Raw genomic sequence first — 17930 nt, 5'->3', positions numbered from 1 at the left:
CGCGTCCTACGACAGACTCACGCGCGCGCGGACGTATGTCAACCGATGCACGAAATTCCGGTCGTGCTCGCGAAAGCATGAAAACGAAGTCGTGGATGTTTGGCGCCACACGCCAGGGAAAGGCGCGCCCGGGGCCCGGCGAAGGGCCGGAAGGAGCACGCATCGATGACGGAGAACGGATCGACAGGCGGCGCCGGACGGCGCACGGTGGTGGTCACCGGGGCCAGCGCGGGGGTCGGCCGGGCCACCGCGCTGCAGTTCGCGGCGCAGGGAGCCAACGTGGCGCTCATCGCGCGCGGCCACGCCGGTCTGGAGGCGGCGGCACGTGACGTGGAGCAGGCCGGCGGCCACGCCCTGCCGCTGGAGGTGGACGTCTCCGACGCCCTGGCCGTAGAGGCTGCGGCGGCCCGCGCCGAGCTCGCGTTCGGATCCCTGGACGTCTGGGTCAACGTCGCCTTCACCTCGGTCTTCGCTCCCTTCGAGGAGATCGAGGCCGAGGAGTTCCGTCGGGTCACCGAGGTGACCTACCTCGGTGCCGTGTACGGCACGATGGCCGCGCTGCGGCGGATGCGGCCCAGGGGCCGCGGCACGATCGTGCAGGTCGGCTCCGCGCTCGGCGAGCGGGCCATCCCGCTGCAGTCGGCGTACTGCGGGGCCAAGCACGCCGTGAACGGCTTCACCGAGTCGGTCCGCTGCGAACTGCTGCACGACCGCAGCCGGGTCCGGATCACCCTCGTGCAGCTGCCGGCGGTGAACACGCCGCAGTTCGAATGGGTGCTGTCGCGGCTGCCGCGCAAGCCGCAGCCGGTGCCGCCGATCTACCAGCCCGAGGTCGCGGCACGGGCGGTGGCGTTCGCGGCGGACCACCCGGGGCGCAAGCAGTACTGGGTCGGCGCCTCCACCACCGCCACCCTGCTGGCCCAGCGGTTCGCCGCGCCCCTGCTGGACCGCTACCTGGCCAGGACCGGCTACGACTCCCAGCAGACCTCCGAACCCGCCGACGCGAACCGCAGGGCCAATCTCTGGCACCCGGTCGACGACGCGCAGGGACAGGACTTCGGCCCCCACGGGGCCTTCGACACCAGGGCCCACCGCCGCAGTCCGCTCACCTGGCTGACGGAACGGGCCACCGCGCTCGCCTTCCCCGGCCGGAGCGGTCGCTGACCCCGTTCTCCCCGGGCCGCACCTCCGGACGGGTCGTCCTCGGGATCCGGCGGCACCCGCCGGGCATACGTAGGAGGTGTCCCGCATCCCGAGTGCCGTTCCCGGCGCGCTGAACCGAGCCCGGCGCGACCCCGTCGTGGTGCAGATGCTGCGGGCCACCGTGGCGGCGACGCTCTCCTATGCCGTCGCCGAACGGCTGAGCAGCCAACCCGCACCGCTGACCGCGCCGCTCACCACGCTGCTCGTCGTCCAGGTCACCCTCTACTCGACGCTGACCACCAGCGCCCGACGCGTCGTCTCCGTCGTCGCGGGCGTGGTGCTCGCCATCGGGTTCAGCTCGGTGGTGGGGCTGTCCTGGTGGAGCCTCGGGCTGATCATCCTGGCCTCGCTGACGCTGGGCCAGTTCATCAGGGTGGGCGAGTTCGTCCAGGAGGTCGCGATCAGCGCGATGCTGGTCCTCGGCGTCACCCAGCTCGCCTCACAGGCCTGGGACCGGGTGCTGGAGACGCTGATCGGCGCCGGCGTCGGACTGGCCTTCAACGTGCTCTTCGCGCCGCCGGTGTGGGTGGAGAGCGCGGGGGAGTCGATCGAGGACCTCGCCCGCCGGGTCCGGCGGCTGCTGCTGAGCCTGGGCGAGGAGCTGGACCACCCCACCTCGGTCGAACGGGCCGCCGAACGGCTGCACGAGGCGCGGCGGCTGGACCAGCACATCGCCGAGGTCGACGCCGCCCTGCGGCAGGCCGAGGACAGCCTGCGGCTCAACCCGCGCATCAGCGAGCCGCTGCTCTCCCGTGTGGTGCTGCGCACGGGCCTGGACACCCTGGAGATCTGCGTCGTGGTGGTGCGGGTCATCGCCCGCTCGCTGACCGACCTCGCCAAGCGGGGGAGTGCCGGCGAACCGCTCTTCGAGCCCGAGATCGCGGCCGGGTTGCGAGACGTCCTCGGGCACCTGGGCGGCGCGCTGGTGAGCTTCGGCGTGCTGGTCACCACCCAGGTCAGCCGGGACGCGGACGGCGCGGAGGAGCGGCTCGGCGCCGAGCTGCGCGCGGCCTGGGCGAGCCGCGACCACGTGGCGGAGCTGCTGCTGCGTCAGGTGCGGCAGCACCCGCTCGACTGGCAGCTCCACGGCGCCCTGCTGGCCGAGATCGACCGGATCCTCGACGAGCTGGACCTGGAGCACCGGAGCCGTCGCCTGATGGAGGAGCTGGACCGCGGCGGCAGCCTGCGCCGCCGGCGCAGGACCGGTCTGGGCCGGCTGCGCCGTCTCGCGCGCGGCGAGAGCCCGTGGTGAACGGCCGTGCGGTTTGCGACCGGAGGTGACGGGCAGGCGCGGCCCGCACGCCGCCGCCGAGCCCTTCGCGCGGCGGCCCCAGCAGAGGTGAGGACAGTGGAACTGGAGTTGAAGGCGGAACCCGGCTGCGCGTGGGGCGCGGAGGACGTGCACCTGTGGCACCTCGCGCAGGTGCGCGGCGACACCGCCCTGTGTGAGCTGCCGATGCGGCCCGACGCCGCGACACGGCCCCTGGAGCAGCGGGCCGACATCTTCCCCGAGCGGCTGTGCCCGCTGTGCCGTCGCGGCTACGCGGAGCTGCTGCCGGGCGGGGTGCACACCTGTGGCGGGTCCTTCGGCATCGACTGACGACGACCGAAGACGACCGTCCGAAGACGACGACCGAATACGACCGTCCCAGCCGCGGCGGCAGACCGGTGGACACCGGGTGCCGCCGCGGACGTGTGCCGACGGCGATCACGGGAAGGCGCGAGGAGACCGCACCGCCGCCTGGAAGGAGTCCGAGGTGAGCACGTACGACGGCATCCCGTCCGACGCGAGGGGCGCCGACCCGGTGCACACCGGACCGGCGCGCACCGGACCGGAGAGCGCCGACCGGGGTCGCAGCACGCAGGACCGCGCCGACGACACCGTCAGGACGAGGATTCCGGCCCGGCTGGACCGGCTGCCCTGGTCCCGCTGGCACTGGCGGATCGTGATCGGCCTGGGCACCGTCTGGATCCTGGACGGCCTGGAAGTCACCATCGTCGGCAACATGGCCTCCCGGCTGGCCCAGAACGGCAGCGGCATCCAGATCAGCACCGCCCAGGTGACCACCTGGGCCGCCGCCCTCTACGTGGCCGGCGCCTGTTGCGGCGCGCTCTTCTTCGGGCATCTGACCGACAGGTTCGGCCGCAAGCGGCTGTTCATGCTGACGCTCGCCGTCTACCTGTCCGCCACCGCGCTGACCGCGCTCTCCTGGACCGCATGGTTCTTCTTCCTCTGCCGCTTCCTCACCGGCCTCGGCATCGGCGGGGAGTACGCGGCGATCAACTCCGCCGTCGACGAGCTGATCCCGGCGCGGGCGCGCGGCCGGATCGACCTGATCATCAACGGCAGCTTCTGGGTCGGCGCCGCCGTCGGCGCGCTCGCCTCCATCGCCCTGCTGAACACCTCGCTGTTCGCCACCGACGTCGGCTGGCGGCTCGCCTTCGGCATCGGCGTGGTGCTGGGTCTCGGCATCCTGCTGGTGCGCCGCCAGGTGCCGGAGAGCCCCCGCTGGCTGATCACCCACGGCCGGGCCGACGAGGCGGAGCGCCTGGTCGACGGCATCGAACGGGAGGTGCAGGAGCAGAGCGGCCGCGAACTCGAACCGGTGCGGGAAGAGATCACCGTGCGCGAGCGCGGCGCGCTGGGCTTCGGCACGATCGCCCGCACCGTGCTGCGCGACTACCCGCGGCGCGGGGTGCTGGGACTGGCCCTGTTCGTCGGACAGGCCTTCCTCTACAACTCGGTGACGTTCGGTTACGCGGTGATCCTGACGACGTTCTACAAGACGCCGGCGAGCGACACCGGCTACTACTTCGTGGTCATCGCCGTCGGGAACTTCCTCGGTCCGCTGCTGCTGGGCAGGCTGTTCGACACCGTCGGCCGGAAGCCGATGATCGCGGGCACCTACCTGCTCTCCGGGCTGTTGCTGTTCGGCACCGCCGCCTTGTTCCAGCGCGGCGCCCTGGACGCGACGACACTCACGGCGTGCTGGACGGTGGTGCTGTTCTTCGCCTCGGCGGGCGCCAGCGCCGCCTACCTGACGGTCAGCGAGATCTTTCCGCTGGAGACCCGGGCGCTGTGCATCGCGTTCTTCTATGCGATCGGCACGGCGCTGGGCGGCATCACCGGCCCGCTGCTCTTCAACGGCCTGGTCAGCAGCGGCAAGCCGGCCGACACCACGCTGGCGTTCTGCATCGGCGCGGCGCTGATGTGCCTGGCCGGGCTGGTGGAGGCCGCGATCGGCGTGCGGGCCGAGCGGCGCAGCCTGGAGTCGCTGGCCGCGCCCCTCAGCCTGGTCACCGCCGCTCCCGGGGCCCAGAGTTGAGCGAACGGGCGGGAGGAGGCGGGCGATGAACCGGGCCGAACGGACACTGCGGCAGCTGGACACCTGGCAGCAGCGCCACCGGGCGTCGGCGTTCGGGGTGGGCGTGGTCAAGAAGTTCGGCGACGACCGGGGCGGCCAGCTCGCGGCGCTGATCACCTACTACGGGTTCGCCGCGCTGTTCCCGCTGCTCCTGCTGCTCACGACGGTGCTCGGATTCGCGCTGCACGGCGATCCGCAGCTGCGCGAGCGGGTGCTGAACTCGGCGCTGGCGGACTTCCCCGTGATCGGGGACCAGCTCAGGGGCAACATCCACTCCATGCAGGGCAGTGCCCTGGCGGTCGTCGTCGGCGCGCTGGGCCTGCTCTACGGCTCGCTCGGGGTCGCACAGTCCCTGCAGTTCGCCATGGCGCAGGTCTGGAACATCCCCGGCACCGAGCGCCCCGGCTTCTTCCCGCGGCTGGGGCGCTCGGTCGCCCTGGTCGCCGTGCTCGGGATCGGACTGCTGGCCGCGACCGCCGCCACCGGCGTCCTGGCCTCGGCCGGTGCGGGCCCGGTGGTCACCGTGGCGGGCCTGATCGCCTCCGCCCTCGTCAACACCGCCCTGTACCTGGGCTGCTTCCGGATCCTGACGCCGAAGCAGATCGCCTGGCGCTGCCTGGTGCCCGGATGCGCGGTCGCCGGTCCGGTCTGGACGGTGCTGCAGGCCTTCGGCGGGGTGTTGGTGGCCCACCAGCTGCGCCACAGCACGGCGGTCTACGGACTGTTCGGCACGGTGCTGGGTCTGCTCTGGTGGATCTACCTGGGAGCCCAGCTGACCGTCTACGCGGCTGAGATCAACGTGGTCGCGAACCGCCGGCTGTGGCCGCGCACGCTGTTCCCGCCGCCGCTCACCCCCGCCGACCAGGAGGTGCTGGACGACATCGCGGAACAGGAGGAACGCCGTCCTGAGCAGCAGGTCGTCAGCGGTTTCCCCGCCGACCGGCCCGACGGCGACGACCAGCGGAAATGAGCCGTTTCGGGGTGGTGTGCATGTTCCCGGGGGTGTGGGGTAGACGCCGACGGTGTTTGTCCGGAAAATCCTGATTCTAGAAGGGATGGACACCGTGCCTGTCGGAGCCTTGCACCCGACGCAGTGCCAACCCGAGCATCCCGCCACACCCGTCTCCGGCGGGTCGGAGGCCGATCTCCCCATGATCGCCTGCGACCCGGTCACCCTGGACGTCCTCGAACTGCGCGCCCTGACCGACGTCCTGCTCGCCCGCCTCGCCGAGGTGGAGGAGGGCAGCGCCGTCTACTCCTACGTCCGCAACACCTTGGTCGAGCTCAACATGAGCCTCGTGCGGAGCGCCGCGCTGCGCTTCGGGCACCGCCAGGAGTCGCTGGAGGACCTGCTCCAGGTCGGCGTGGTCGGGCTGATCAAGGCGGTCAACGGGTTCGACCCCGGCCGCGGGGTGGAGTTCGTCACCTACGCGCTCCCGACCATCACGGGGGAGATGAAACGGTTCTTCCGTGACACCAGCTGGTCCGTGCACGTCCCCCGCCGCCTGCAGGAACTCCGCCTGGAGCTGGCCAAGACCGGTGACGCGCTCGAACAGGAACTGGGCCGCGAACCCACCACCGCCGAGCTGGCCGAACGTCTCGGACTGACCGAGGGCGAGATCATCGAGGGCAGGATGGCCGCCGACGCCTACACCGCCGGCACGCTCTCCCCGATCGCCGACAGCGAGGACGACGACGACAGCCCGCTGCAGCGCCGCCTCGGCGCCCCCGACAAGGATCTGGAACTGGTCGCCGACCTCAGCGCGCTCGAGCAGATCCTGCCGACCCTGCCGGAGAGCGACCGCGTCATCCTGAAGCTCCGCTTCGTCGACGAGCTCACCCAGGCGGAGATCGGGCAGCGGATCGGCTGCTCCCAGATGCACGTCTCCCGCCACCTCACCCGCATCCTCGCCGACCTCAGGGGCCGGCTCCAGGACGGGTGACTGTGACCCTACGTGGGCAGACCGGTCAGATCCGAGGCATCGGCCCCGGGGCGAGGGTCCGTGCCGAGCCACTCGCAGAACAGGATGGTGGCGTCGTCCTGGAGCTCGCCCCGGTGGTGGTCCAGCACCGCGTGCACGATGCGGCGCAGGGTCTCGGGCACGGGCAGGCCGTCGGCGTGGTAGCGGATGAGCAGTTCCACGAAGCGGGCCAGCCCGAACTCGGGGCCGCCCGCGCGTCGCGCCTCGGTGATCCCGTCGGTGTACATGACCACGCGGTCGCCCGGTTCCAGCTGCTCGTGGCAGACCGTGACGGGAAGGCCGAGGCCGGTGCCCATCGGATGCGCGGGATCGCAGCGCAGCGAGGCCGTCCAGCGGCCCGCCCGGATGATCAGGGGCAGGTGGTGGCCGCGGTTGACGAAGGAGAGCCTTCCGGTGGCGGTGTCCAGGTCGGCGAGGATGCCGGTGGCGTAGCGTGCGCGGTGGAACTGCTCGATCAGGTCCGCCTCGATCCGCTCGCTCGTCCCGGCCAGGTCGACGCCCCGGCGCCGGGAGGCGCGGCAGGTGGCCATGGCCAGGTTCGCGGTCAGGCCCGCGGCCGTGTCGTGGCCCATCGCGTCGAAGATCGACAGGTGCACGTGCGTGCCCGCGGTGGCGTAGTCGTACGCGTCGCCGCTCACCTCGTACGCGGGCTCCAGCGCCGCCGCGATCACCACCCGCCCGTCGGCGTAGGTGCGGGGCGGCATCAACTGCCACTGCATCTCCGCGGCGACCGCCATGGGCTCGGTGCGGGTGAGCCTGGCGTAGGAATCGCTCCGGTCGCGCTTGCTCGCGACCACCAGGGCGGTCAGCGCGGCCAGGGCCTCGGCGTCCTCGCGCAGGGCTTCGTCGTCCCTGGACGTGTTGACCTGGAGCACGCCCAGGCGCTCGGTCCCGTTGAGCATCGGCACCCACCAGCGCTGCTCGCCGTCCTCGGCCTCCCTGGCCGCCGCGAGCACCTCCCCGGTCTGGTAGGCGCGTCCGGCGAGGGTGCCGTCGATCCGCAACTCCGCCGGCTCCCCGCCGGGGTCCTGACCGGCGTCGGGCCCCTTGCCGGTGAGCAGCCGCAGGTGCCGCAGCTCCAGATCGGCCAGGTAGACGCGGACGGTCGGGAAGCCGGCGGGCGTGGCGCACTGCGCCAGAACGTCCGGCAGGGCCTCCAGCGGCATCAGATGGCTGGCCGACAGCAGGGCCTCCAGCATGCGCCGGCTCGGGCCGTCCCACTGCGTCATCGCGTCATCCCGGTACCCACCCTTACCCACGACAGGTGAGGTCGACGGTCTCGCCTCCCAGTCTTCCGGCGACGCCGGACCGGCGCACCTCGGATCGTTTGACGTCCCGCACCGCGGGTATCCGCCCGCTGTGGCCACGGGGCACGCGCACGCGCGCTCGCCGAACACCAGGAGGCCGCCATGCCCATGACTGATTCCACCGAGCTGGGCGTCGACCGCGAAATCCACGTACAGCTCGACCCCTGCCTGCCGCACGACGCCGACGCGGTCGCCGACGTGCTGCGGGAGTGCTTCCCCGCCGACGTCCCGGCCCCCGGACCCGCGGCCGCGCCGGGGCACGTCCGGTCGTTCCTGATCAAGGACCGCCCGGGGGACTGGCCCTCCGCGTTGCGGCCCGCGGCCCTGTCAGGCCAGGTCGACGTGGACCTGATCGGTCCGGCCGACGGAGTACGCCACGTCCGCGGGCTCCTCGCCTCGACCTTCGAGGTCAAGGACCGCGGGACCGTCCCCGGTGAACACGAGGTGGAACTGCGCCTGCGACTCGGCTGAGCACGTCCGTCATCGCCCCGGCAGGGCGTGCAGCCCACCTTCGCACCCCTGCGCCCCAGGCTCTGACACACCGATACGACACACCGATACAGCAGCGATTCCCGAAGCTCAGGAAGGCCTGGCCGTGTGGCCGGGATGCGAACGGGTCCGTCGGCGCTCTTTCATCTCCGCCTCGAACAGGTGGGGGCGTCCCTGGGCGAGCTGCTGCCGGACGGCCCGCTCCACCTCGACGAACGGGGCGTAGTAGGCCTCGTCGTACTCCTCCACGATCTGAAAGGTCCACCGTCCCTCGATCACGTTCCGGCCGATGGCCTCCTGCTCGACCAGTGAGGCCAACGGCGCGTGACCGCATGCGCGCAAGGCCGTGACTGCTTCGTCCAGAAGCAGGTCGGCGTGGCCGGTGAGCTGGTGGAAGGAGTAGAGATGCCCGCGGGCCCGGATCGTGGTCTCCAGGGCCTCGGAGAGCTTGCCGAGGGCGCTCACTTCCTCGTCGCTGACATGCTGCGGGCGTCGGTGCCGAGGTGCCGGACTTTCTGACCGGCCCTGACGATCACTCATGATCACTCCAGCTTTGATGAGGTGCGGCCGGCGTTCGGTCGGCTCGGAGTTCTGGCTGTGCGATGCGGAGCGCGGCGGCGAGCGCAGTACCACCGTGCGGTCCGCCGTATCGCCCACCCACGTCAGCACGTCCAGGACCGGCGTGTATCCCGCCGCCCGGCGTGCACTCCTCGGGTCTGGGGCGCATCGAAAGGTGAATGATTCTCTTGTCCCACCTTGGGACGTCCGCGTACGTGGACACCGACCGGTGGCCCCAGCCGCGCACCGTGACGTGGGGGGCGGCGTCACAGCGCGGTGCGGATCTGCGGTGCGAGCCTTTTGATCATGGTGTAGGTCCAGTGCTTCGTCGGAGGCGGCAGTGACGCGCCCGCCCCGTGCGGGGGCACGGGGCGGGCGTGTCACTGGGCCGGAGCGGTGTCACAGGCGGCCGCGGTATCCGCCCGTCTCGATGCCGCGTTCCTCGATGAAGTGCTTGAACCGTTTGAGATCGCCCTTCACCTGCCGGTCCAGCATGCCCGTCATGTCGGCGGCCTTCTCCGTGATGCCTTCGGGCTGGAAGTCCATGGCCAGCATGACGCGGGTGTGGGTCGCGTCGATCGGGTGGAAGGACACCATGCCGATCTGCGTGATCTCCTCGACGCCGTCCATGAACTTCGGGAAGTCCTCGAACTGCGTCCACTGGTTGTACGCGGTCCCGATCGGCACGTCCACGTCGATCGACTCCTGGACCTTGCTCATCGCGGATCCTCGCTTGCTGCTGCCGGCGTTTCGGGTACCGGACGCGCCTGCCCGCCCGAGCGGATGGCATGCACCTCCGCCGGAATCCTCGGCCCGTGCGTCGTGCCCCGGGCGGGTGGGTGACGCGATGGCGAGCCGACCTGACGCCAGTGGCGGACGGCGAACGCTCACGGCGTGTAGACGGTCAGTGCATGCGGGGCCTTGTCCAGGAGCAGGCTCTCGGCCGCCCGGTCCACTTCGCCGTCGCAGGCGTAGGAGTCCGTGTCCCGCAAGCCGTCGATGCGCAGGCTGCGGACGGACGTCTCCTGGTAGACCCGGGAACGGGCGAGGGTCCCGGTCAGGAAGGCGGCCAGCAGGCGGGTCCTTGCGAAAGGATGGCTGCCGTCGACCAGTCGGACGTCCAAGCTGCCGTCGTCGAGGCTGCGCCGGAAGGAGGGGGCGAAGCCGGGTGGGTCGTAGCGGCCGTTGCCGGCGAACAGCAGCCAGAGCCTGCGGCGTCGGCCGTCCAGCTCCACTTCGACCGGGTCCGCCTCGGCCAGCACCCGGACCAGGCCGAGGGCGAGGGCCGGCCATTTGCCGAGCCCGCGCTCCAGGGATTCGCGGGTCCGGACGAGCTCGGGGTAGATCCCGATGCTGAAGGTGTTGAGGAAGTACCCGGTGTTCTCGTTCTTCCCGCCTGTTCTCGCGACCCGGCCCAGGTCAACAGAGCCGCCGTGTCCGTTCCGTACCGCGGCAGCGGTGTCCGCAATGGTGAACAACCCGATGTCCGCGGCGAAGTGGTTGAGCGTGCCGGCCGGGAAGACAGCAAGCGGCAGGCCGTGCTCGGCCGCCGCCTTCGCCGCCGCGTTGACGGTGCCGTCGCCGCCGGCCACCCCCAGTGCGCCGTTCAGCTCACGCGCTCTGGACACGGCGCGCGCCAGTAAGGCCTGGAGGTCCTGACCGGGTTCACGGACCATCAGTTCCGCTTCGGGCAGGGCCGTTCGAAGCTCTTCCTGGGCGGTGTCCGCGCTTCCTGAGGACAGGTTGACCACGATCACCAATCGGTGTCCTCCGTCCAGGGCGGGCACCGGAACGCGGGGGCGTCCCGCATCCGCGGGTCCGTCGTCGCGAAGCGGCCACCAGCGAAGTGTGGCGGCTGCCGTACCCGCGCCGAGGGCCGCTCCGAGCACCGCGTCCCCTGGTAACTGGGAGCCGGTTCGGACGCGGGCCACGGCGTTCGCCGCGGTCAGCAGGATCACGGCCGCGCCCAGCCAGGGCGCCTCGAGCGTGACCGCGGTCGCGAAGGCGGCGGCGGAGGCCCCATGACCCGAGAACACGGGCATGCTGACGGTGGCCCGGGGCACCGTTCCGTCCGGAGGCCAGTGGGTCTGCGGGCTCTGATGTCTGACGACCTGTCGCCCGAGGATGCGGGCGGCGCCGGACGCCAGGGCCGAGGAGCCCAGGCCGCGCAGGGCTGCTCTGCGGGCGCCCCGGTTCCGGGACAGCCCCATCGCTCCGGCGGCCCCGACCCACAGTAGCCCGTGCCGGGCGGCGCGACCCGACCCGGGCCAGGCGCGGCCCGGCACGTTCGGGCGCGTCACTGCCTGGGCGCGGGTGCGGCGGCCGAGGTCCAGGTTCTGCAGTGGTCCCATGCGGGTTCGCCTACCCCCGCACCGTGGGGAGCACGCGGTCGACGTCGGCGGGTAGGCCAGGTCGATGGGGGCAGGAGCCCACTCAGGGACACGAACTGCGTGTCCGTCAGATGCGGAGGTACTCGTGGCAGCCTCGTATCCCGGAAGCCGTCGCAGGACCAGACGCGGGCACAGCAGAGCGTCGTCCTTCCCCCAGCCGTCCCGACGGGACGTCATGCGGACCGGGGGCCGGGCCGGGTTCGTCGCCCGCGGAGTCGTCTACATCCTCGTGGGTGTGCTCGCGCTCGCGATCGCCTTCGGCAGGAGCGCCGGCCAGGCGGACCGGCAAGGCGCACTGCGGCAGATCGCCGCGCAGCCCTACGGGCCGGCCATGCTCTGGGCCCTTGCCGTTGGATTCGCCGGCATGACGCTGTGGCGAGCCTCGCTGGCGGTCCTGGGTGAGAACGGCCGCAGGAAGACCGGAAGCCGACTGCTCAACGCGGCGCGCGCGTGCTTCTACGCCTCGGTCTGCTGGGGCACCGCGGTGTACGCCGCGGGCAGCGGAGGCGGCTCGAACAGCGACGCCAGCTCGCAGGACTGGACGGCGTCAGCCCTCAGGATGCCGGGAGGCCGGTTCCTGGTGGGCCTCGCCGGGCTGGCGCTGGCGGCCGCGGGCATCGGGATCGCCGTGCGGGCCTTCCAGCGGCGCTTCCTCAGGAAACTGCAGACGGGGGCCATGGGCCGCCGCACCCGCCAGGTCGTGACCGCCCTGGGCCTTGGCGGCAATGTGGCGCGTGGGGCGGTCTTCCTCGGTGCAGGCGTTTTCGTCCTGACTGCGGCGGTCACCTTCGACCCGCACCAGGCCAAGGGCATGGACGCCGTCCTGCGCAGCTTCGCGAGCACCCCGGCGGGCCCCTGGCTGCTGGTCCTGGTGGCGGCTGGGCTCGTGCTCTTCGGTGGATTCTCGTTCGCGTCGGCCCGCTGGCGCAGGTTCTAGCAGCGCGCGGAGTCCGCCCGCGCGCGGCAGGCCGCGAGCCGCCCGATGCACCCGCCCCGCACCGGTGATTCCACGGACGGCTCAGCCGAGAACGGCATCCGCGGCCTTGCGCACGGCGCTGGGCTGTTCGGGCTTGCGCGGCGCGGTTTTCCTGGCTTCCAGCAGTTGCTCGCCGATCTCCTGAAGCTCCTTGCGGCCCAGTGCCTCGCGGACCTTGGGGAACCAGTCGCCCTCCTCCTCGTCGATGTGGTGGTCGACGTTCTCGATCAGCACGGTGGCCTTGGCGGTGAATTGCCCGTCGTCGGGGTCCATCGCGGAGAGTTCCATGCACAGCACGTCCGCGACGTGATGCTCCTCGAACGACTCGAGGATGTCCTGCTCCAGATCCGGCACGAGCTCCCGCACCCGCGGATACATGACCTCGTTCTCGATCTGGTTGGGCGACCAGGCGCGGGTGCCCGGTGCGGTCAGCGGCAAACCATCAGCGCACCCGGGCCCCCGACGACGCGGTCCGGGTGCGGGTTTGCCCGCCGCGATCCGGGAAAGCAGCGAGCCGGAGGTCGTCTAACCAAGGGAGGCCACCGTGATCATCCTCGGAGTCATTCTGCTCGTCATCGGCTTCGTCACCGGCATCACGATCCTGTGGACCATCGGAATCATCCTGGCCGTCATCGGCCTGATCCTCTGGGTCCTCGGCGCGGTAGGGCGCGAGGTCGCCGGACGAAGGCACTACTGGTAGCCGCCCACCCGGGCCGTGCTACGTCCAGCGGACGAAAGGCCTGCGGCGTAACGTCAGCCCCCGCTCGCCTGGAGCCGGGTACCAGCTGAGCCGAGCCCGCAAACGCCCAGGTTGCCCGGCGCGATCAGTGAGCGCAGGGTGGAAGGGGAACGGTCTGTACCGGGGCACTGTGCAGGGTCCGTTTCTGTCCCCGCTCTGCCGCGCTCCGTCATTCCCGCGACAGGCGGAGGCCTTGACCGTCCCGCACCCCGTGCGCGGGGCGCCCGCTTCACCTTGATGCGCTCGGCGCGCCTCCTCCTCGGCGTGCACCCCCCGGCGCACGGTGAAAGCAGGACGGGCCGCAACGCCCCCGGTGGCCGTCCTCTGTGGCCCGACAGCGGACTCGGGCCCGTCCGGTGCTTCACCCGACGACAACGGCGCCGGGTGAAGCACCGGATGTGGTCATCCCTCTGCAGACGGATTCCGCCGACCTCGCCGACCTCCACGGTGCCTGGGCTGCCCGGGCGGGCTTCGTTTCCTGCGAGCTCGGCCTGGTGAGCGGCGAGCAGGTGCGGACGGCGGGAATCCTCCTTGCCGCGTTCGTGTCCCCGCCTCAGTTGCTGGCGGCGGCGGTGGCGTTCCTCGCCCGCGACACCGGGATCGCGGCGATCCTGGGGCTGTTCGCCGCGTCGTGGCTCGCCCTGGGCGCCGTGGACATCGCCGGCCCTACCGTTCTCACCAGCCCGGCCGTCGGTCTGTTCCTGGCCGCTTTCGCACTGGTCCTGGTGCCACTGGTGGTGGCCGGCTTCTTCGGTAAGGCACTGCTCGGCGCGGTGCTGACCGTCTCGGTGCTCCGAGCGGCGCTCGCCGTGCTGCTCGTCCGGCGCCGCGGAGGGGCGCGCGAAGCACTGGACCAGGACGTCGCCGGCCAGCAGCACGACCCGCTCCCTCAGGACCCCGGTGTCAGGCGCAACTCTGAGCACAGCCCCCGGTGCTTTGACGCCGCGGCCGAGCGTGGGGCCTCACAGGGGCCCTGGGCGTTCGCCGCGCCGGAGGTGCCGCTGGAGGGAGGACAGGGCGAGGGCGGCCGGCCTTCGGACGGCTGACTGCGCGTGCAGGGCGGCCTGCGCGGCATTCGCCCCGCAGGCGCCCCGCACTTGCGGGACGGGGAAGCGGACATCGTGATCGCCGTAGAACCCGACCCCGACCTGCTGGACGCGGGCAAGCGGGCGGCTCCCGCAAGAACGAAACGGCGCATCGGCAGGCCCGACCGGGATCCACGGTGAATCCAAGACGGATCTAGCGCTCCCACCCGCGAAGCCTCGTGCAATTCTGCACGTTCCGAAGTCACCGTGGTAGGACGCACCATCGGCTCTTGGACCCCGCCTGGTTCGCCGGACCGGGGCCTTGTCAGTCAGGGAGCTCACCGATGACCGTGACCACCTCGCCGGCCGCGTGCGGTTGCGTGATACGCGTCGCCAACCTGCACACGTAGTACGGGTCCGCGCGGTCGCAGGCGTCGACCTGCGCCACCTCGGCTTGGTGCTCACTGCCCACGCTGATCCACCAGCCGGCCGGCACTGGCTCCGTGATGGTCAGGATCCACATGTGGTGGCGCGGATCGGTGTCGGTCTCCTCGAGGAAGGGCTGGACGTCTCTGACGAGCGTAGGCGGCATGACCTCACCGTACGCAGCATCAGCGCGCCGGGTGCAGTTCCCACGCCGGGCAGTCGAGCTCCGATGGGTGCTGGCCTCTGCGCCCGTCACAAGCGCTGCAGGTCGGCCGGTGATCGCTGGTGGTGCGGGGGCTCGAAGCCCCAGTCGGCGGACCGGGCGCAGGGATCACGGTCGGGCGGCAGACAGTTGCAGGCGCTCATGCCTGGTGAATGAGCCGCCGCCCGGACCGTTCGGTCACCCGTTGGTGACGGTGACCGTCCACGGGCACTCGGATGCAACCTTCAGGGTGTGCGTGCCGGCCCCGGTCGCCGTCGAGGAGCTGGCGCCCTTCGCGCCGAGCTCGTTGACCGGGATGTCCCCGTTGGGGTAGTCGACGTAGACCTGGAAGTTGCCGTTCCCTCCGAAGATCTTCGAGCAGTCGTACGTGTAGTTGATCGTCCAGTTGTCGCCGGTCGTGAACTGCTTCGTGTTCTTGATGCCGTTTCCGGACACCTTGAGGAGCGGGCCGGCTGGAGAGGCTGCCGCGGTCGTGGGTGCGGCGGCACCGGCGCCGCTGGTGACGACGCTCTTCGTGGTGATGCCGACGTTGGGGTTGCTGCCGGTGCCGTCGCTGCCGGGGGTGGTGGGCTGGCAGGCGGCGAGCCCGAAGGCGAGCAGGCCAGCGGTGGCTAATGCGGTGAGGGTGCGGTTCATCCGGATACCGTCCCGTGCTTGTGGAGAAAATGTGTTCATAGTTGCTGACTTGTAACCCACTGCCTGGCGAGAGGCGGCGATGCGCAGCGCCACTCCCCGCCCGACCCGCTGGGGCGGCGTAGGCCGACCCGGCTCAGCCGGTGACTTGCTTGAAGCGGTTCGTGAACGCGGTCAGGTGGTTGCCGCCGATGGAGAGTTCCGCGCTTGCCTCGTCGAGCTTGGTGGAGTCGCCGGTTGCCGCGGCAGTGGTGCAGTCAGCGGCAGCGGCCTGTAGGTGGCTCAGCATCAGGCTCCACTCGGCAGCCGCCGCCTTGTCGGGCACCGGCGTGCCGGCCTGGTCGGTCTCCACGTCCGCAGTGAGCTTCGCGCACGGGGCCTGAGCTCCCGTGAGGTCACTCTGGCCGAGGGCGTTGCTGACGTCGGTGAGGTCGGAGCCGATGGTGGACAGGGCGGCACTGCCGCCGTCGTCGGCCCAGGCGTGGAGCGCGGTAGCGGGGTCGAGAGACGCGCTGGGTGTAGCGGCGTCTGGTGTCGTGGCGGCAGGGGTCGCCGGGGCGCTGCTTGATGCGCAGCCGGCCAGGAATAAGGCTCCGGCCGCGAGGATGAGGGTTCGACGCATGCGGGGAGCGTGGCAGGCTCGCGCGCATGATCACCGGAGAGTGATCGAATGGTGACAAGGCGCACGTTTGAAGGTCCGGTCCCGATGGACCCTGGCGGGGGAGGATGGACGACAGGAGACGCCGTCGGTGATGGAAAGCAGGTGACCCTCGCGAGCCGGTCGCGGAGGTAGACGCGGTCGCCGGAGACGTCGGCGCCCGGCACCCCGCGCAGCCTGGACGTCGCCATCGGGAATGACAGCCAAGTCGCCGCGCACAGTGAAGGGGCTGTCGATGGCGTCGAGGAGGCCGACAGCCAACCGGCCACTGGCTGCAGCACCCCCGCGCCGGCGAAGACCGCGAGCCGCACACCTACGTAACCGCTTGCGTAATCACACTGATGAAGCCCTCGGCAACCCCAGCGTAGATTCCGGTACCGCACCACGAACCCCGGCCGCACCGGCGAGCCATCGGTCAGACGGGGACGCCAGTGACTGGCACCCCTGCGCAACCTGTCGACACGACGTGGTCGGACAGGTGACCGGAAGCTCACCGCACCGATCGGGCAAGCACCGCGAATTCAGAGCGAAGGGGGGTGTCCGCCATGAAGAAGATCGTCGTCCGCAAGGCCGGTCTGGTGCGCCTGACCAGCACCGCCACGCCGCTGTACTCCGACCCGCTGTGCGGTTGGAGGCCCTTCTAGTGAAGTGCTGGTGGGCCCGGTCGGATCATCCCGGCCGGGCTCACCAGGTCCGCGAAGCCTGCCTCCCGGAGGAGTTCACGTGTCCGTCCCCATCGACGGCGCCGTCGCCGGTCCCGGCCACGACCTGGACCAGCCGCTGCTGCTCAAGCCGCTGGTCTACCTGGAGGAGGGCGACGAGGTCACGATCGGCAGCCCGGACGGGGAGTCCTACGCGGTGTTCCCCGCCGAGGGCGCCGAACTGGTGCGCATGCTGGCGGACGGCATCACCCCCAGGGAGGCCGCCGCGCGCCACGAGGAGGCGCACGGCGAGAGCGTCGACATGCCCGACCTGCTCTCCGTGCTGGAGGACTTGGGCTTCGTCCACGACGGCACGACCGCGCTCCCGCCGGAACCGGCGCCGGTGCGCTGGCAGCGGCTGGGGAAGGCGCTTTTCAGCCGGCCCGCCTGGGCGTGCTACGCGCTCCTTGTCGTGCTCGCGGTCGTGGAAATGGCACGTCACCCCGAACTGGCCCCCCACCGCAGCGTTCTCTTCTTCACTTCCTCGTACACCGCGATCAGCCTCACGATCTTCCTCGGCCAGATGCCCTTCCTCGCCCTGCACGAGGGATTCCACGCACTGGCCGGACGGCGCCTGGGCCTGAACTCCAGGTTCTCCGTAGGCCGACGCCTGGTCTACGTGGTCTTCGAGACCTCCCTGCCGGGTCTGATCGCCGTGCCCCGTCGGCAGCGCTACCTGCCGATCCTCGCCGGCATGGTCGCCGACGTTCTCGCCATGGCCGGGCTCACCCTCGTGGCCGCCGCCGTTCGCGAGCCTGACGGCCCGCAGCCGCTGGTCGGCCGGGTCTGCCTGGCGCTTGCCTTCGCCGTCGGGCTGCGACTCCTCTGGCAGCTCTTCTTCTACCTGCGCACCGACGTGTACGTCCTGCTCACCACCGTGCTGGGATGCAACGACCTGCACGCCGCGGCCGCGGCCGTGCTGCGCGACGCGGTACGCCGCTGGACCGGAAGGACCAGGGTGGACCTGTCCGCGTTCGGACCGGCCGACCTCCGCGTGGCGCGCTGGTACGCCTGGCTGCTGCCCGTGGGCTACGCCCTCACCCTCGCCTCGTTCGCCACCGTCCTGCTGCCGTCGGCCTACCAGATGCTGGACGGCCTCTACGGGCGTCTGCGGGGTGGCGGACCCGTGTCGGGAATCCTCGACTCGGCGACCCTGGTCAGCCTGCTCGTCGCCCAACTGCTCGCGGTCGCCGTCATGGCCCACCGGGACCGCCGCGCCCGACGGCTCGGCGCGCAGCAGCGGGCCTAGCCACGC

19 protein-coding genes are annotated in these 17930 nt (G+C 71.3%); 11 read left to right on the top strand and 8 right to left on the bottom strand.

What is annotated here, in order from left to right; translation table 11 throughout:
- Positions 1-165: 165 nt before the first annotated feature.
- The 6 genes from BS83_RS28175 to BS83_RS28150 all read left to right on the top strand — a co-directional run bounded on the left by BS83_RS28175 (position 166) and on the right by BS83_RS28150 (position 6511).
- Positions 166-1164: an SDR family oxidoreductase gene (locus BS83_RS28175; protein WP_198035316.1), complete on the top strand. Its 999-nt coding sequence runs from the start codon at positions 166-168 to the stop codon at positions 1162-1164.
- Between the two features lie 145 nt (positions 1165-1309).
- On the top strand, positions 1310-2455 hold the full coding sequence (locus tag BS83_RS28170) for an FUSC family protein (RefSeq protein ID WP_084715123.1): 1146 nt from the start codon (positions 1310-1312) through the stop codon (positions 2453-2455).
- A gap of 96 nt (positions 2456-2551) precedes the next feature.
- Entirely contained in the window at positions 2552-2803 is a 252-nt protein-coding gene (locus BS83_RS28165) for a hypothetical protein (RefSeq protein ID WP_037606253.1), read from the top strand.
- Between the two features lie 157 nt (positions 2804-2960).
- Entirely contained in the window at positions 2961-4529 is a 1569-nt protein-coding gene (locus BS83_RS28160; RefSeq protein WP_408641038.1) for an MFS transporter, read from the top strand.
- Between the two features lie 25 nt (positions 4530-4554).
- The gene (locus BS83_RS28155; protein WP_051944168.1) at positions 4555-5538 is read left to right on the top strand and encodes a YihY/virulence factor BrkB family protein; all 984 of its coding nucleotides are present in this window, start codon (positions 4555-4557) and stop codon (positions 5536-5538) included.
- Positions 5539-5623: 85 nt separating this feature from the next.
- Positions 5624-6511, top strand: a complete 888-nt coding sequence (locus tag BS83_RS28150) for a SigB/SigF/SigG family RNA polymerase sigma factor (protein ID WP_051944166.1) — start codon at positions 5624-5626, stop codon at positions 6509-6511.
- Positions 6512-6519: 8 nt separating this feature from the next.
- Here the strand turns inward: BS83_RS28150 and BS83_RS28145 are convergent, their stop codons facing one another.
- Complete coding sequence (locus tag BS83_RS28145) at positions 6520-7779, bottom strand: PP2C family protein-serine/threonine phosphatase (protein WP_037606252.1); 1260 nt, start codon at positions 7777-7779, stop codon at positions 6520-6522.
- Between the two features lie 180 nt (positions 7780-7959).
- Here BS83_RS28145 and BS83_RS28140 point away from each other — a divergent pair, with 180 nt between their 5' ends.
- Positions 7960-8328, top strand: coding sequence for a hypothetical protein (locus tag BS83_RS28140; protein ID WP_037606251.1), 369 nt, complete (start codon positions 7960-7962; stop codon positions 8326-8328).
- A gap of 108 nt (positions 8329-8436) precedes the next feature.
- On the opposite strand, the gene BS83_RS28135 is transcribed toward BS83_RS28140, so the two are convergent.
- From BS83_RS28135 to BS83_RS28125, 3 genes are all read right to left on the bottom strand, one after another.
- A complete protein-coding gene (locus BS83_RS28135) occupies positions 8437-8886 on the bottom strand; it encodes a hypothetical protein (RefSeq protein WP_037610014.1) in 450 nt (149 codons plus the stop codon).
- Between the two features lie 417 nt (positions 8887-9303).
- Positions 9304-9624, bottom strand: coding sequence for an SRPBCC family protein (locus BS83_RS28130; RefSeq protein WP_037606250.1), 321 nt, complete (start codon positions 9622-9624; stop codon positions 9304-9306).
- 167 nt (positions 9625-9791) lie between these two features.
- Complete coding sequence (locus BS83_RS28125) at positions 9792-11255, bottom strand: diacylglycerol/lipid kinase family protein (RefSeq protein WP_037606249.1); 1464 nt, start codon at positions 11253-11255, stop codon at positions 9792-9794.
- 214 nt (positions 11256-11469) lie between these two features.
- Between BS83_RS28125 and BS83_RS28120 the strand changes: the two genes are divergently transcribed.
- Positions 11470-12231 carry a DUF1206 domain-containing protein gene (locus tag BS83_RS28120; protein ID WP_037606247.1) on the top strand — a complete coding sequence of 254 codons (762 nt, stop codon included), beginning with the start codon at positions 11470-11472 and terminating at the stop codon, positions 12229-12231.
- 81 nt (positions 12232-12312) lie between these two features.
- Here BS83_RS28120 and BS83_RS28115 read toward each other — a convergent pair whose 3' ends face one another.
- A complete protein-coding gene (locus BS83_RS28115) occupies positions 12313-12708 on the bottom strand; it encodes a hemerythrin domain-containing protein (RefSeq protein WP_232248510.1) in 396 nt (131 codons plus the stop codon).
- A gap of 106 nt (positions 12709-12814) precedes the next feature.
- On the opposite strand from BS83_RS28115, the gene BS83_RS46695 reads away from it, so the two are divergent.
- Both BS83_RS46695 and BS83_RS28110 read left to right on the top strand, forming a co-directional pair.
- Positions 12815-12970 (top strand): DUF6131 family protein, encoded by a 156-nt coding sequence (locus BS83_RS46695; RefSeq protein ID WP_198035315.1) that lies wholly within the window; start codon positions 12815-12817, stop codon positions 12968-12970.
- A gap of 437 nt (positions 12971-13407) precedes the next feature.
- Positions 13408-14055, top strand: a complete 648-nt coding sequence (locus BS83_RS28110) for a hypothetical protein (RefSeq protein ID WP_051944164.1) — start codon at positions 13408-13410, stop codon at positions 14053-14055.
- Between the two features lie 304 nt (positions 14056-14359).
- Here BS83_RS28110 and BS83_RS28105 read toward each other — a convergent pair whose 3' ends face one another.
- From BS83_RS28105 to BS83_RS45780, 3 genes are all read right to left on the bottom strand, one after another.
- Positions 14360-14626, bottom strand: coding sequence for a hypothetical protein (locus tag BS83_RS28105; protein WP_037606245.1), 267 nt, complete (start codon positions 14624-14626; stop codon positions 14360-14362).
- 234 nt (positions 14627-14860) lie between these two features.
- Complete coding sequence (locus BS83_RS28100; protein WP_037606244.1) at positions 14861-15319, bottom strand: hypothetical protein; 459 nt, start codon at positions 15317-15319, stop codon at positions 14861-14863.
- Between the two features lie 133 nt (positions 15320-15452).
- On the bottom strand, positions 15453-15938 hold the full coding sequence (locus BS83_RS45780) for a hypothetical protein (RefSeq protein ID WP_037606243.1): 486 nt from the start codon (positions 15936-15938) through the stop codon (positions 15453-15455).
- A gap of 759 nt (positions 15939-16697) precedes the next feature.
- Here BS83_RS45780 and BS83_RS28090 point away from each other — a divergent pair.
- Positions 16698-17924 (top strand): hypothetical protein, encoded by a 1227-nt coding sequence (locus BS83_RS28090; protein ID WP_063774242.1) that lies wholly within the window; start codon positions 16698-16700, stop codon positions 17922-17924.
- Positions 17925-17930 lie beyond the last annotated feature (6 nt).

Origin of the sequence: Streptacidiphilus rugosus AM-16, assembly GCF_000744655.1 — a bacterium.
Classification (GTDB): domain Bacteria; phylum Actinomycetota; class Actinomycetes; order Streptomycetales; family Streptomycetaceae; genus Streptacidiphilus; species Streptacidiphilus rugosus.
Note: the sequence above shows the minus strand (reverse complement) of the source record. Positions and strands in the feature narration are given on the sequence as shown.